This is a genomic window from [Limnothrix rosea] IAM M-220 (assembly GCF_001904615.1).
GTDB lineage: Bacteria > Cyanobacteriota > Cyanobacteriia > Cyanobacteriales > MRBY01 > MRBY01.
Map to the genome: position 1 here is coordinate 25,142 of NZ_MRBY01000002.1, position 15,058 is coordinate 40,199.

Below are 15,058 nucleotides of genomic sequence, written 5' to 3' on the forward strand. Positions count from 1 at the left end.
CGATCGCCCAAATCCCGACTAAGGGTGCAGCAAACAAATAAATATTCTCTTTATAGTAGGGTGTGTTAGCGAAGCGTAACGCACGGTTTACTTAGCTAATCACAACTTCAGATGCGTTACGACGGATAGATACATTATGGTTTTGTCTTGCATATCACAGCCGTCTAACACACCCTACAATTACTGGATTTACCGGATGAATATTTTTGGGGAGTACTCTAAGAGACCAGTGACTTATGCATAAAGCTCGTCAATTAGACCTTGATACTTCTGAGTAACAATGGGGCGTTTCATCTTTAGCGTCTGGGTCAGAAGGCCATTTTCCATGGAGAAAGGCTCAAGGATTAGCGCAAAATTTGTAATGCGATCATCCGGGCGGTAGCCGGGGCGATTTTTTACTTCGCGGGTAATTTCATCTTTAAATAATTTCACCACTGCTTTGCTGTATAAATCAGTTTGGTGTAAGGCTTCCGGAGCTGTCGCGGGATCAGGCAGAGTCAAACCCAAGCTATTGTCTGTAATCCATTTTTCGAGGGCTTCAAGGTTGGGGACAATCAGTGCACCGAGGGATTTTTGATCTTGACCCACCAGCATAATTTGATCGATGTAAGCACTACGGGCACAGGCATCTTCAATGGGCTGCGGCTCAATATTTTCGCCATTACTGAGTACGATGGTATCTTTAGCGCGCCCGGTTAAAACCAGATCACCTTGGGGTGTGAGCCAACCGATATCACCACTGTCAAACCAGCCGTCTTTGTCGATGGCTTTGGCTGTCGCTTCAGGTTTGCGGTAGTAACCCTGCATAATTTGAGGACCCTTGAGCAATACCAGTCCTTTTTCACCCTGAGGTAAGTTTTGGCGGGTTTCAAGATCGACAATCCGGACTTCTGTACCGGGCAAAGCAGGACCAGAACTGCCGCGCACATTGCGTTCAGGACGACGGGCATTGGTCACGGGGGAGGTTTCGGTTAGGCCGTAGCCAACGAGAATATTGATACCCACCATTTCAAAGAAGGTATCGATGTGTTGGGCGAGGGAACCGCCGCCGCTAATGACGTAACGAATTTTGCCGCCTGTTGCTTCACGGATTTTGTTGTAAACGAGTTTTTCGCCGAGGAGGTGTAAAGGGAGTAGGGCGATCGCCTTCAACTTATTAATTAATCTTGTGCCACTAGAAACATAGAGGTGTTCGAGGCTGAGATTCTTGGCAATGCGGTTGGCGAGGACGTACTGGCTGGAGAGGGCAATGAAAAAATTCACCAGTTTTTGCTTATTAGCGGGCTGCTCGCGGAAATTTTTTTGCACTCCTTCATAGATCGATTCCCAAATACGGGGTACTGCCACCATGAAAGCTGGTTTGTAGGTTTTGAGGTCTTTTTTGATATGGCGAATGCTGGTGTAAATCTGGGTACAGCCCTTCGAGAGCAAATAATATTCGGCGGTGCGTTCGTAGGAATGCCATGTGGGGAGAATACTCAGCACCTTGTCTCCGGGGTTAGGCAGCATAACTGCGTCAAGATTTTGCACTTGATATAGCAAATTGCCATGGGAAAGCATGACACCCTTTGGTTTGCCCGTTGTGCCGGAGGTATAGATTAATGTCATTAAATCGCTGGGCGATCGCCGTGGCATCGTGAGTTCTTTACCGTTACCTAAAGCCATCAGCTGCGAAAAGTTGAGCACAGTCAGGGGACTGTCGGGAATATCTTCATCGGAAAGTAAAATTATGGCTTTGGGTTGTAGGCCAGAGATTTCCGGTTCGAAGCGTTGAAAAGTTTCTAGATTTTCCGCAATTAAAAATTGACTTTCACTATCTTCGTAAATGTAGAGCAGCTCCGTTTTCTCCGCTTGGGATGAGCGCACCGCATTGACTGCACCTGTGGCGATCGTGCCTTGGTCTGCAATAAACCAACGGAGACTGTTATCGGCAATGAGGGCGACCTTTTCGCCGGGCTGGATGCCGAGGGCTTGCAACCCCGCTCCAAACTGCTGGATCTGTTGCCATAGCTGAGTGTAGGTCACTTTCATTTCCGGCTCACTGTGGGGATCGTAGAGCGCTAAAACATCGCCATACATCTCGGCGGCGATCGCCCAAATTTCTGAGAGGGACTGGATATTAGCGTAGGCGGAGTTACTCATGACAAATACTCATACAGAAAAGAAACAAGGCCATAATCGTGGCTTTCATCCTACTGTAAAAGTTTCTGGGGCATATCTCCCGTAACGGTGGACAGTTAAAAAATCGTAATGGGATGAAATTCCCTATCAAAATTTCTTGACTTGGGTCATTAATGGCGGATTTCGGCGCTAGTTGGCAAAACCAGCAGCTTATAATATTTTTTTCGTCACACAGGAATAGATTAGGTATGAGTTCACTAAAAGGTCGGGATTTGCTGAGCATTGCGGATTTGAGTGCCACAGAAATGATGGAGGTGCTCAATCTCGCAGCCGATCTCAAAGCGGGCAAAATCAAACCTAACTGCCCGAAAACCCTTGGTTTACTTTTCTATAAAGCCTCTACCCGCACCCGTGTATCTTTCTCTGTGGCGATGTACGAACTGGGTGGCAATGTGATCGACCTCAATCCCAGTCGCACCCAAGTCGGTCGCGGTGAACCTCTCAAAGATACCGCCCGCGTCCTTGACCGTTACCTTGATATTTTGGCGATTCGTACCTTTGACCAGCAGGATCTCGAAGAAATTGCCGACTATGCCACGATTCCGATTATTAATGCCCTCACCGATTTAGAGCACCCCTGTCAGATGTTGGCGGATCTCCAAACCATGCAGGAAACCTTCGGTAAGCTGGACGGTTTAACCATGACCTATGTGGGTGATGGTAATAATGTTGCCCATTCGATTTTGCTCGGTGGTGCTTTAGTGGGGATGAATGTTCACATTGCCACACCCAAGGATTATGAACCGAGTCTGGAGATTGTGGCGCAGGCAAAAGAAATTGCGGGCGATCGCTCCCATATTCTCATTACCAACGATCCAAAAGAAGCTTGTGAAAATGCCCACGCAATCTACACTGACGTTTGGGCAAGTATGGGTCAGGAGGATTTGGCCAATACCCGCATTCCGATTTTCCAACCCTACCAACTCAACAGCGACCTCATGGCTGTAGCAGATAAAGAGGCGATCGCCCTCCACTGTCTCCCGGCACACCGTGGCGAAGAAATTACCGATGAAGTGATGGAAGGCAAGCAGTCCCGCATTTGGGATCAGGCAGAAAATCGAATGCACGCCCAAAAAGCGCTTCTGGCTTTACTACTCGGCGCAGTGTAAGTCCAGCATTTCAATTTATTTTTTATCGCGATCCAAAGATTAGTTTCGGGTCGCTTTTTTATGGCAGAAAAACCATCGTTACAATGAGAATCAGCAACAGTCGAGCATTTCAGACTATGACGGCAAATCTACTGATTCAAGGAGAAACTTCCGGTTGGAGTGTGGTCTTTCCCAGAGCACAGCCCATGAGTCGCGAAGAATTTTACGAATTTTGCCTAGCGAACCGTGACCTCCGCATTGAACATACCGCTACAGGAGAAGTGATTGTGATGCCGCCAGCTTTTTCTGATACAGGGAATCGTAATTTTAACCTTGCAGTTCAACTTGGAATATGGGCGGAGAAAGATGGCACAGGTTTAGGGTTTGATTCTAGGGCAGGATTTACATTACCTAACGGTGCAACGCGATCGCCGGATGCTTCATGGGTTCGCCTGAAAGATGGAATGCCCTAACAGACGATGAAAAATCCTCATTTGCGCCAATTTATCCAGACTTCGTGATTGCACTGCGCTCAAAAAGTGACACGCTCAAATCGCTTAAGGAAAAGATGGAAGAATATATCGAAAATGGCGTTTTGCTCGGCTGGTTAATCGATCGGAAAAATCGAACTGTGCATATTTACCGCCCTAATCAAGATCCACAGATTCTTGAAAATCCAGAGGTCATTAATGATGATCCAGAATTAGCAGGTTTTTAATTATCGATGGCAAAAATTTGGTAAATAAACATTGCAAAAATGTCTTTTTAGAACAAATCAAAGTAATGACAGACTTATTACTCATTGTTGATGTAGAAACAACAGGTCTCGATCCAAAAGAAGACGAAGTAATTGAACTTGGGGCGATTTTATATTCCGTCAAAGAAGCATGTACTCTACAGCAATTTTCCACTCTCTTTCCTGTCACGCAGAATCCCGCCGAAAACATTAATAAAATTAGTCCACAGGCCAGTCAACAGCTTGATTCCCAAGGGATAACTCCATTTATCTTACTCACAAAAAACTGGATTGATCAGGCTGATTACCTTGTCGCTCATAATGCTCAATTTGACCGACAATGGTTTGGCAGAAACTTTTTAGTGCAGGTCAATAAGCCATGGTTATGTACTTATGATGATTTTGTGTAGTCGAGAAATGAAAAACCAACTTCTTTGATTAATACAGCGTTAAATTATGGCATTGGTGTGAGTAGCGCCCATCGCGCTTTAACGGATTGCCAATTGATTGCAGCATTGTTTGATCGAGTCAGTGAATTAGGTGAATTAGACAGTATTTTAAAAACTGCGATTCAGCGCTCAAAGGAAGCAAAAATTAGGGCGATCGCCGACGTTTCTTTCGACAATAAACATTTAGCAAAAGCACATCGATTTCGCTGGAATCCTGACCAAAGATATTGGTTTAAAGATCTGCGGGAATCAGATCTAAATCTTGAACAAAAAGATTATCCTTTCTCCATTCAGAAATTAGTGATTAATACTTAAAAACTAACCTTCAAACTTTTGGGCATAGCGATCGCCGGTTTTACCGATGGCGAATTTAAGAGAAGGCTTAACGTATTGGTTGCCTTGGGTCAAAAATAGCAAGAAAGCCAACAACGCCAACCCCGCGGCGATCGCAAACCCCCCTTGATAACCGACTGTTTGGGTGACCGTACCGAGGAAAAAACCAGCCGCCGCAATACCCACATCAAAACCACCAATACAAAGCGAATAAACCTTTCCCCGTTCATTACTCGAAGAGCGATCCGACATCAACGCAATCATCATCGGAATCAACGTTCCAGCACCCACCCCCTCAATAACACCAGCAATAATAAACAGGGGCGGACGATTGGCATGGGTTAAACAAACCATCGCGAGGGCATAGCACAGCAAACTACCACTAATAAATAAGCCCCGCCCTAGACGATCTGACGCTTTGCCGATGAGTAACCGACTGGAAAAACTAGAAATAGCCGCAGCACCATAAAACAAACCAGTATTAAAATTGATGCCCAGTTCACGGATATATAGCGGCAAAAAAGTCACCAATGTGCCAAACAATAAGCCGATAAAGAGCATGACTAACGACGGAATATAAAGACTTTTGTCGGTCATCAATTCGCGAAATTGACGGTTGGTTTTTGGTTTTAATGGAATTTCAGAGGTTGGGCGATCGCCTAATACTGGCGTAACTTCAATCATTCTAGGTTTTTCATGGGTTTGACTCGCAAAAACAAAAGCCGCCATCCCACACAACGCCGAAACAGAAAAAATAACCGGATAACCGACCGTCCCAAGCATATACCCCCCCAACACAGGCCCAATAGACATCCCAAGGGGAATCGCCAAACTCATATAGCTGACAACTTCACCACGATTTTCCAGTGGCGCTAAATCAACAACCAAGGCACTATAGCCCGTGGTAAAAGCCGCAATACTAAGACCATGAAAGGCTCGCCACACCATCATTTCAGGAATCGAATCAAGAAAAATATAACCCCAAGGCGCAATGCCCACCACCGCCGCACCAATGAGAATTACCAACTTACGACTTTTTTCATCGGCCATTTTTCCCAGCTGGGCACGGGAAAGCAACAGACCAATGGCAAAACACCCCATCACAAAGCCCACCTCTTGATCCGTGGCACCGAGGTCTTGGATATAGGCAGGCAAGACGGGCAACAGACTGGTCATGCTCAGCCAAAATCCCAACGCCGCAGCAAACAGAAAAGCCAAATTAACTTGCGTCTGCCGTTCCAGTTGTAAAAAAACCTTCACAACATTTCCCTCTGAATAGTGCTTTCTAATTGTAAAAGAATGTTACAAACCTTGAGGAAACCCTGACCTTAGAAATGCGTTACAGTCTTAGACGACAGCCGTTACAAAGTCCCTATGGTTCTCTTTAAAGTCCCTCCTTCCTACTCGATTTCTGAAAATATGGTGACCGCCGAACGGTCATACTGGAACCGTCGCAAGTTTATTCAAACTGTCATTGGGGCAGGGATTGGGACAGCTTTAGTGGGTTGTCAGTCGAAAGATGATAAGTACGCCGAACTCCGCAAGACCCTAGATTTACCGGATTTGCCCGCTACAAAAAACACGGCATTTCAAGTGGGCGATCGCCCCATCACGAAGGAACTCTTTGCGGGACAGTACAATAATTTCTACGAATTTGGCGGCACAAAAGGCATTTGGCAGAACGCCCAAAATTTACCCACAAAGCCGTGGCAAGTAGAAGTTGGTGGCTTAGTCAATAATCCCCAAACCTACGACATTGATGATCTCAAAACGAAATTTCCCCTAGAGGAAAGAATCTATCGGTTCCGGTGTGTGGAAGCTTGGTCAATGGTGTTGCCGTGGACTGGTTTCCCGATGCGTGAACTGATTAAAGCTGTGGAGCCGAAAAATAACGCGAAATATGTCAGTTTCTCTAGCTATTACGATGAAAATGTCACCTATGGCCCCAGTTTTCATTTGGGTAGCTTGCCTTGGCCCTACACAGAAGGTCTGACCATCGAAGAAATGAATAATGATTTAGCTTTCTTTGCGGTGGGTATTTATGGTCATGATTTACCGAAGCAACACGGCGCACCTATCCGGATGGTTGTGCCGTGGAAATATGGCTTTAAGGGGGCAAAGTCCATTGTCAAAATTGAGTTTTTAGCTGAACAACCGAAGACCTATTGGAATACCCTTGACTCGAACGAATATAAGTTTGAAGCGAATGTTGAGCCAGATGTGCCCCACCCCCGCTGGTCTCAGGCGACGGAAAAATTCATTGGCAATAGCAGTGAATTTGGTTGGGAGCTCAAAGAAACACTCCCCTACAACGGCTACGGTGAATATGTTGCGGCTTTATATAGCTAGGTTTTGTCCACGTAGGTTTAGATAAATAGTTGATGTTGATATCAGCGGTATCTTTGTTCGAGACTGACCAAACTCCATACATTTTTCATAATTAACAGCGACTTTTGCAGGAAAGCGATCTCGTAAGTACGAGAAAGGCAGTACTTCTTACTGATCCGATTAGCTTGTTTTAAATGTCTTAATGGATAGTAGGTCGGGCAGCTTTTTGCTCTATCGACTAAATATTTAAATTCTTTCTTTTTACCGCTTTGACTTTGCAACTTTTCGCTCAAAAATTGTGGCGATCGCTGCCTTTACGCACGGTACTCATCGCCCCTTTTGTCCTTCAAATTGTTGGGACAGTGGGAGTGGTCGGCTGGTTATCCTTTCGTAATGGGCAAAAGACGGTCAATGAATTATCGACACAATTAACTTCAGAAATCACTTTTCGTATTGAAGAACGATTACAAAACTACCTAAATATTCCCCACCAAATTAATCGTCTCAATACTGATTCGGTACGTTTAGGTCTTTTGGATCCAAGCAATGTCGAGCAAATGGAAAAAAACTTTTGGCGACAAATCCAGCAATTTGAGGCGGCTACTTACATTTATTTTGGTTCACCAGCGCCGGAATTCATTGGGGCAGGACGAGAAGGTAATGATATTACGCTTGGTTATTCAAACTCGGAAGCACCGGGACGTTTTTTTAGAACTTATCGGGCAAATGTTAAGGGCGATCGCCTTGAACTACTGAATGTTGTCACTGGCTATGAATTATTGGAGCGTCCTTGGTATCAAACGGCGATCGCCCATACGGAGCCGGTGTGGGGAGAACCCTATGTGTGGCACGCGCCATATCCAAATCTAGCTTTACCAGCGGTGACAGCTGTTTACACCCCAGAATTTAGAGGAGTCTTTGCCGTCGATTTTTCACTTTTTGATATTAGTGAGTTTTTACGCAAAATTAGGGTCGGCAAAACAGGCAAAACATTCATCATGGATCGTAATGGCTTATTAATTGCCAACTCTGGTGAGACCCTTGCATTTCGAGAAACCAACCAGACCATTGAAAGAATTGCCGGTGTGGATAGTGAAAACCAACTCATTCGTAGTGCCAGTGAATTTCTCCAAAATGAGTTTGTCGATCTAAACGAAATCCGCAGTTCCATTCATCTAGAATTCGAACAAAATAACAGTCGTCAGCTCCTACAGGTTAGTCCCTATGGTGATGCCTACGGCCTGAACTGGCTCATTGTTGTGGTTATTCCTGAGTCTGATTTTATGGCTCAGATCCATCAAAGTGCTCGTCAGACAGTTTTCCTCTGTACGGTCGCCTTTATTACCGCTTTGGCATTAGGAATATGGACTAGCCGCTGGGTTTTAGCGCCAATTTTACGGCTAAACAAAATTTCTCAGGGGTTAGCGGATGGTAATTGGCAACAGGAAATCAAAAGCGATCGCCGGGACGAGTTGGGTCAGCTTACCGAGGCGATCGCCCAGATGGCAGCTCAACTCAAAACAGCATTTACAGACCTAGAAGCACGCGTCGACCGACGAACTGCTGACCTTGCCAAATCGAACGCAGCCTTATCCGCAGCCAAGGAAAAAGCAGAAGTTGCCAACCAAGCAAAAAGTCACTTTCTTGCGCAAATGAACCACGAATTACGGACACCACTAAATGCGATTTTGGGCTTTATCCAAATTTTGCAGCGATCGCCAAACCTTGATGCCGAAGAACAAGAAAACCTTGACATCATGCAGCGCAGTGGCGAACATTTGCTAGATCTTATTAACACCATTTTAGATTTATCAAAGATTGAAGCGGGCGAGATGAAGCTACAACGCCAGCCGACAAATTTACACGAAATATGCCACGACCTCAGTAGTCTTTTTTCAGCACAGACCAGGGCTAAAAAATTAGATTTTGTGCTGACATTACCAGACAATCTACCCCAATTCGTCCTACTAGATCCCCAAAAAACAAGACAAGTCTTACTTAACCTACTAGGCAATGCCGTCAAGTTTACAAGGCAAGGGTTTATCGCATTAACCCTCACCGAGCTGTCTCGCCAACCCGACACAATCACCCTAGAGTTTACCGTCACAGACACCGGAGCAGGCATTGCCAAAGAAGACCAAAAGAATGTATTTCAACCCTTTCAACAGTCAGAATCTGGCCTCAAACTCACAGGTGGTACAGGGCTAGGACTCACAATTTCCCAACAATTTTTACAGTTGATGGGCAGCGACCTTTTGCTACAAAGCACAGAGGGCAAGGGTTCTAGCTTTAGTTTTAGTCTACGTTTACCAATCGTCGAGTCCCGGAGGATCACCCCATCGAAAAAATTAGCTCAAATCCCCGCAGCAGACCAATCCCAATACAAAATTCTCATTGTTGATGATAGTCCCATTAATCGTCTCTTGTTTAAACGATTATTGACCCCCTTCAAGTTCCAAATTGCCGAAGCAAAGGATGGACAACAGGCGATCGCCCAGTGGCAAGCATGGCAACCAGACTTGATTTTTATGGATTTATTAATGCCAGTGATGAATGGTAAAGAAGCAACACATACCATTCGCCAAGCTCCCCAGGGCGATCAAGTCACGATTATTGCCTGTAGTGCCAGCCTAGAAATTAAAGATACGCAAGCTTTTCTCCATCAGGGGTTTGATGATGTGCTGACGAAACCATTTCGTACCGGCGATGTTTTCCAAATCCTCAAAAACTACTTGGCGATCGCCCTTGTAGATACAGAAACAACATCCACCACCAATAACCCTTAAATGTTCTGATGGCATATCGAAAAACAACGTTCTCCTTTGCCGTGAAGCAAATTGCGGTAAATTAATCACCTGTCCCATTTTCCGGAAACGATGCAAATTGCCACTTGGAACGTCAACTCGATTCGCTCCCGTAAAGAGCACGCCGTTAACTGGCTCCAGAAAAACGAGATTGATATTCTCTGCCTACAGGAAACCAAAGTTATCGAGCCAGACTTTCCCCGCAAACCCTTTGAAGAGATTGGCTATCACACCTACGTTTCAGGCCAAAAATCCTACAATGGCGTGTCTTTATTTAGCCGAGAACCCTTAGAAAATGTGTCAATGGGCTTTGCACCGATTGTGGGGGAAGATGTTGCCGGAGATTTTGACGAACAAAAGCGCGTCATCACAGGGGTCATTGGGGATTTGCGGGTGCTAAATCTCTACGTACCGAATGGCTCGTCCGTGGGCAGCGAAAAGTATGAATATAAATTAGGTTGGTTTGAAGTACTCAAAACCTACGTGAAAACCCTCCTTGCAGAAGGGCGAGAAATGTTGATTTGCGGTGATTTTAATATTGCCCTAGAGGAACGGGATATTTACGCGCCGAAAAAAGAAAATCACATTATGTATTCTGTCCCAGAAAAAGAAACGTTGCGGGAGGTTTTAGCATTGGGCGATTTTGCCGATGTCTTTCGCAAAGTAAATCAAGACGAAGACCAATTTAGCTGGTGGGATTATCGGACGCGGGCATTTAATACAAATCGGGGTTGGCGCATTGACCATATTTATCTCACGCCAAAATCTTACGAAGCGGCGAAAAATTGCTGGATTGACCGCGAACCTCGGGGTTGGGAAAAGCCTAGCGACCATACGCCTGTCATCGTTGAACTGTAGATAACGTGGGGGTTTAACATGTTAAGCCCCCACCTAAAACGAAAAGGTAGAAATGGAAAATTTGCGTTTACGAAATCAGGAATTTCAATGGGGCGATCGCACCTATGTGATGGGAATTTTAAACGTTACCCCAGACAGTTTCAGTGATGGTGGGCAATTTAATTCTGTTGATTCTGCCCTCAGCCAAGCGGCAAAAATGGTGGCAGCAGGTGTCGATATTCTCGATATTGGTGGACAATCCACCCGTCCCGGTGCAGCGCAAATTTCTGTGGCAGAAGAGATTAACCGGACAGTGCCCGTTATCCAAGCGTTACGGCAAAGATTTAACACAGTGATTTCCATTGATACGACTCGCGCTGAAGTGGCAAAACAGGCGATCGCCGTCGGAGCAGACATCATTAACGATATCTCTGGGGCAACTTTTGATGAGCAGATGTTATTCGTTGCCAAAGCCCTCGACGCGCCAATTATTTTGATGCATATCCGTGGCACGCCGGAAACAATGCAGACATTGACCGATTACGAAGATTTGATTACAGATTTAAAAGCATTTTTTGAGGAACGCATCCAAGCCGCCAAGCAACTGGGCATTAAAAACTCCCACATCATTCTCGATCCGGGGATCGGCTTTGCGAAAACTGCCATGCAAAATTACGACCTCATCCGCCATCAACAAGTTTTCCGAGATCTAGGCTATCCCTTACTCGTGGGACCTTCTCGCAAAAGCTTTATTGGTTACATTCTGGATAAAAAAGATCCCAAAGAACGAGTGTGGGGCACTGCCGCAGCCTGTGCGGGGGCGATCGCCTTCGGAGCTGACATTTTACGAGTCCATGATGTCCCCGAAATGATCGATGTGTGCAAAATCAGTGACGCAATCTGGCGGCCTAAGAGTACCTAGCTTTTAACAAATTTTTTCACTCTGAATGCCAGCTCAACAAACATAGTGTTATCTTGGGAGAGAAAAAGTGTTTTTTTGAACACATCCATAAAAGAGACACAGGAGTAGCTCATGCCTTCATCTCGACCAGTAATTCAAAATAATCCCATCTTGACTATTCGTTGGCTCAATACAGAAATAGTAGGAAATATAGGCCCTGACTTGAGATTTACTTCACAAGTTGAATCCGAGAAAGCGATTCGAGGTGGTGTAAAAGCAAAGAACACAGATGGGGGAGTTCAAGAATACAACAAATGTATTTATCAAAAGCCAATCCTCGGTTTTAAATTAGGAAACTCATATCCTTACACTGTTAAAGCAACTGTCGAAGAAGAAGATCCAGTCAATCCATACGGACCAGTCACTACTTTTTACTCGTTTAATGTGCAAGTCCCAATTCCTGAAAGACCAAATGAAGACTTATTACCAGGAACTAATGCGATTGGACCAGTTGTTCATGAAGCAACAGATGATGATGGCCCAAGGTTCGGCATACGAACAGCAACTTTTTCATTTAATTATCGTTGGTATTTGACGGCAGATATTTCAGACACGATTTTCTATATTGCTTCAGAAATGGAGATCAATAGAAATTCGGTGGATGTTCTGATCATCAAAAACCTAAATAGCATGGCAAAAAAGAATTTTGATGGGGTTGCTTTAAAGAAAATGCAGCCTTATTTGGATACCCGCAGTGATTTTGAAATATTGCTCAAAGGTCTTGCTTACGCATACTGGTTTTTGCTTGTTCGACCGGACGGAGAATGGGATCACAAACAATCAATCTTTCCTACCTTGGGCTTAGCAAGTCTTGATGTGACTAAAGGAAAAATATACTTTAATGACATTTGGTCTAACATGCATTACGGATACATTGGTAAAGTCGCTGGATTTACAGATAAAGAGTTACTCGGAGGAGCAGCATTAGCTCAAGCTGGTGATGACTCTCTCAGTGCTATTGAACAAGATATTAAGGAGTTAATAAACTTGGCAGTGAATATAACTTCACAAGATCTGGCGCAATCTTGGGCTGCTTTACTACAACTGATTACAAACACTAATACTTTAAAAACATTGAAAGACATTTACGATAGATTTCAGCAGGCGGGCATAGCTGGGTTAGATAATGATGATGACTCAGGATCAATCTCATTAGGCTCAGATCGTCTCTATGATAGCTACCTAGATAACTTTATTAATGATGATAGTTCGCGAGAATTTATCTTAAATATGGTCAGAAGACGTCGTAAATACTCACCTAATTCTGAATTAAAGCAAGATGCACCAGAAGGTATTTGTTCCCTCTAAAAAGCTTATCGACCTGAATGACTTAGAAATATAAGAATAGCGAAACAATGTATGGCAAACGAATCCTGCCCATCTTCTTACTATTTATCACCTCTTGCGCTACCTCAAAAGCCCGAGTAGATACCATGGCCTCATTTCTACAGGAGCGTGACAAGTACGACATGGTCGTAGAGGAAGTACAAGCTTATCGAGATAATCTTGATTGTAGTGAACCAGAATGTTCTTTTTCTAGCTTAGATGTGGGCATTGATGAAGAGATTCATTCAAGCTTAGGAGTCGGCATTTTTTCTATTGAGCCTTTGGTGATCCAATTCCAACCTGTGGACAGTATCTATGCGAAAATCTGGTATGCCGAAACACAAGAAGCAGAAGACTATCTAAATGCTCTTCCTGAAGTTAATCCCAGTGCATATACCATGTATGAGATGGAAGAACAGTGGTTTCTTGTGAGACTAGATTGGAATTGATGTTCTCTCAAAAAACAACTACATCAAGATAATCAAAAGAGCTTTTGTCTTCTCTAAAGAGGTAGTTTATCTAAACAATTTAGAAATTCAAAATACTTGAAAGATGAAAACAAACTGCGATAAATTTATCTTTTCTGTGACCCTAATACTTGTCAGCTCTTGTGCTAACGTACAGGCTTGGAGTGATACCAGAAAGTCATTTCGGCAGAATCGTGATGAATATGACATGGTGGTAGAAGAGATACAAAATTATCGGGACAATTTAGAGTGTGGAAAACCTAAATGCTTATTCTCTAGTTTAGATGTAGGCATTGATGAAGAGATTCATACAAAATTGGGAGTTGGTATTTTTTCTATTGACCCACTAGTCATTCAATTTCAGCCTGTGGATAGTATTTATGCCAAGATTTGGTACGCCGAAACACAAGAATCTGAAGACTATCTCTATGCCCGTCCTGAGATTTATCCTAGTGCTTACACTATGGATGAAATGGAGGATAAATGGTTTCTTGTATCGCTAGATCGAAATTAAGTTTCGCACTTCCATTGGAAAGCTTGAGAGCAATAAAGGATGCTTGAGATTACTCATTTTTATTTCGAAGGCGATCGCCTCTGGAACTGACACCCTACGAGTTCATGATGTCCCTAAAATGATCGATGTCTGCAAAATCAGTGACGTAATCTGGCGACCAAAAACCTAAAGAGATGTAATCACAAGCATTTCATTGCCGCCCCTCTGGAATTCGTAATCGACTTTTTTAATACGAGTCTTAAAATTTTGTGCGTCTAACTTTTCAATTACTGGCTCTACATAGGGAGAGCGATCGCCCATCAGATCCAGCAACGGAAAGACCCGAACCTCCGCCGCCACCCGCAACAATTCCCGCAAAGCCTCAAGATGAAAAACTTGCGATAGTCGATCCGAGTACAAAAAAAGAAAATTGGCGCACAAACACAATTCGAATTGCTGATCCTCGAAATTTAGTTTCGGCAAAGCTTGATGTTGATAGCGCCCTTCTAATTTGCCCTGTTCGTAATCTCGTAAAAAAGCGGTCATCGTTTGTAACCTTGACTGCCCCAACTCATCGGCATTCGCAAAATTTTTCCAAACAAACCGCTCCGATTGCGCTTTTACTTGCGAGATAACCGTGTCATAAATCGCCTCAATGCGCTGCCGAATCTGCTCCGCTGAAAACTCATAAATCGGATCAACAGAAATTACCGAGTGCCCTTGTTGAGTCATTTCCGCGTTAAAACTGGCGGGACCATCACTACAACCCAAAATCGATTTTTCTAAATTCGCTGCCGACAGACTAAACATTCTCCGATATTCATTAAGATTTCGTCCCCACGGAATGACTTCTTCTAACCGCATCGTTCCAGCTTGATATCTAAAATTGACTCGTTATTGTAAGACTCAGTCTTTAGGACAAGACACAAGTCTCCCATAGAATCTTCACCAAAAGCCGCCAAACGCCACCAAGAATGTCAAGCTATATAACGAAAATTTAAGTTTGATTTATCAAATTGTGTCAGAATGCCGCAAGTGCCCAGGGTCAATAGGTA

General features: G+C 44.1%; 13 protein-coding genes and 1 pseudogene. 11 read left to right on the top strand and 3 right to left on the bottom strand.

The features are described 5' to 3' along the window. Positions 1–234: 234 nt before the first annotated feature. Complete coding sequence (locus tag NIES208_RS01450) at positions 235–2,142, bottom strand: AMP-dependent synthetase/ligase (protein WP_075888981.1); 1,908 nt, start codon at positions 2,140–2,142, stop codon at positions 235–237. Between the two features lie 227 nt (positions 2,143–2,369). Between NIES208_RS01450 and argF the strand changes: the two genes are divergently transcribed. From argF to NIES208_RS01470, 4 genes and pseudogenes are all read left to right on the top strand, one after another. Then, on the top strand, positions 2,370–3,290 hold the full coding sequence (argF, locus tag NIES208_RS01455) for an ornithine carbamoyltransferase (RefSeq protein WP_075888983.1): 921 nt from the start codon (positions 2,370–2,372) through the stop codon (positions 3,288–3,290). Between the two features lie 185 nt (positions 3,291–3,475). Then, positions 3,476–3,987, top strand: a pseudogene (locus NIES208_RS01460) (Uma2 family endonuclease). Positions 3,988–4,052: 65 nt separating this feature from the next. Then, positions 4,053–4,415 carry a 3'-5' exonuclease gene (locus tag NIES208_RS01465; RefSeq protein WP_139324954.1) on the top strand — a complete coding sequence of 121 codons (363 nt, stop codon included), beginning with the start codon at positions 4,053–4,055 and terminating at the stop codon, positions 4,413–4,415. Between the two features lie 24 nt (positions 4,416–4,439). Beyond that, positions 4,440–4,769: a hypothetical protein gene (locus tag NIES208_RS01470; RefSeq protein WP_075888987.1), complete on the top strand. Its 330-nt coding sequence runs from the start codon at positions 4,440–4,442 to the stop codon at positions 4,767–4,769. A 3-nt stretch (positions 4,770–4,772) separates the two neighbouring features. On the opposite strand, the gene NIES208_RS01475 is transcribed toward NIES208_RS01470, so the two are convergent. Continuing rightward, positions 4,773–6,047 carry an MFS transporter gene (locus NIES208_RS01475; RefSeq protein ID WP_075888989.1) on the bottom strand — a complete coding sequence of 425 codons (1,275 nt, stop codon included), beginning with the start codon at positions 6,045–6,047 and terminating at the stop codon, positions 4,773–4,775. A gap of 114 nt (positions 6,048–6,161) precedes the next feature. Between NIES208_RS01475 and msrP the strand changes: the two genes are divergently transcribed. The 7 genes from msrP (at position 6,162) to NIES208_RS01510 (ending at position 14,024) form a co-directional block, all read left to right on the top strand. After that, positions 6,162–7,136, top strand: coding sequence for a protein-methionine-sulfoxide reductase catalytic subunit MsrP (msrP, locus tag NIES208_RS01480; protein ID WP_075888991.1), 975 nt, complete (start codon positions 6,162–6,164; stop codon positions 7,134–7,136). Positions 7,137–7,384: 248 nt separating this feature from the next. Beyond that, positions 7,385–9,901 carry a response regulator gene (locus NIES208_RS01485; protein ID WP_084176492.1) on the top strand — a complete coding sequence of 839 codons (2,517 nt, stop codon included), beginning with the start codon at positions 7,385–7,387 and terminating at the stop codon, positions 9,899–9,901. Between the two features lie 90 nt (positions 9,902–9,991). Beyond that, positions 9,992–10,777 (top strand): exodeoxyribonuclease III, encoded by a 786-nt coding sequence (gene xth, locus NIES208_RS01490; RefSeq protein WP_075888995.1) that lies wholly within the window; start codon positions 9,992–9,994, stop codon positions 10,775–10,777. Between the two features lie 52 nt (positions 10,778–10,829). Beyond that, entirely contained in the window at positions 10,830–11,678 is an 849-nt protein-coding gene (gene folP, locus NIES208_RS01495; RefSeq protein ID WP_075888997.1) for a dihydropteroate synthase, read from the top strand. Positions 11,679–11,789: 111 nt separating this feature from the next. Next, a complete protein-coding gene (locus NIES208_RS01500; RefSeq protein ID WP_075888999.1) occupies positions 11,790–13,025 on the top strand; it encodes a polymorphic toxin type 44 domain-containing protein in 1,236 nt (411 codons plus the stop codon). A 125-nt stretch (positions 13,026–13,150) separates the two neighbouring features. Further along, a complete protein-coding gene (locus NIES208_RS01505; RefSeq protein WP_139324955.1) occupies positions 13,151–13,492 on the top strand; it encodes a hypothetical protein in 342 nt (113 codons plus the stop codon). Positions 13,493–13,718: 226 nt separating this feature from the next. Beyond that, positions 13,719–14,024, top strand: coding sequence for a hypothetical protein (locus NIES208_RS01510; RefSeq protein WP_216349339.1), 306 nt, complete (start codon positions 13,719–13,721; stop codon positions 14,022–14,024). A gap of 165 nt (positions 14,025–14,189) precedes the next feature. On the opposite strand, the gene NIES208_RS01515 is transcribed toward NIES208_RS01510, so the two are convergent. After that, positions 14,190–14,867, bottom strand: a complete 678-nt coding sequence (locus NIES208_RS01515) for an SAM-dependent methyltransferase (RefSeq protein WP_075889005.1) — start codon at positions 14,865–14,867, stop codon at positions 14,190–14,192. Positions 14,868–15,058 lie beyond the last annotated feature (191 nt).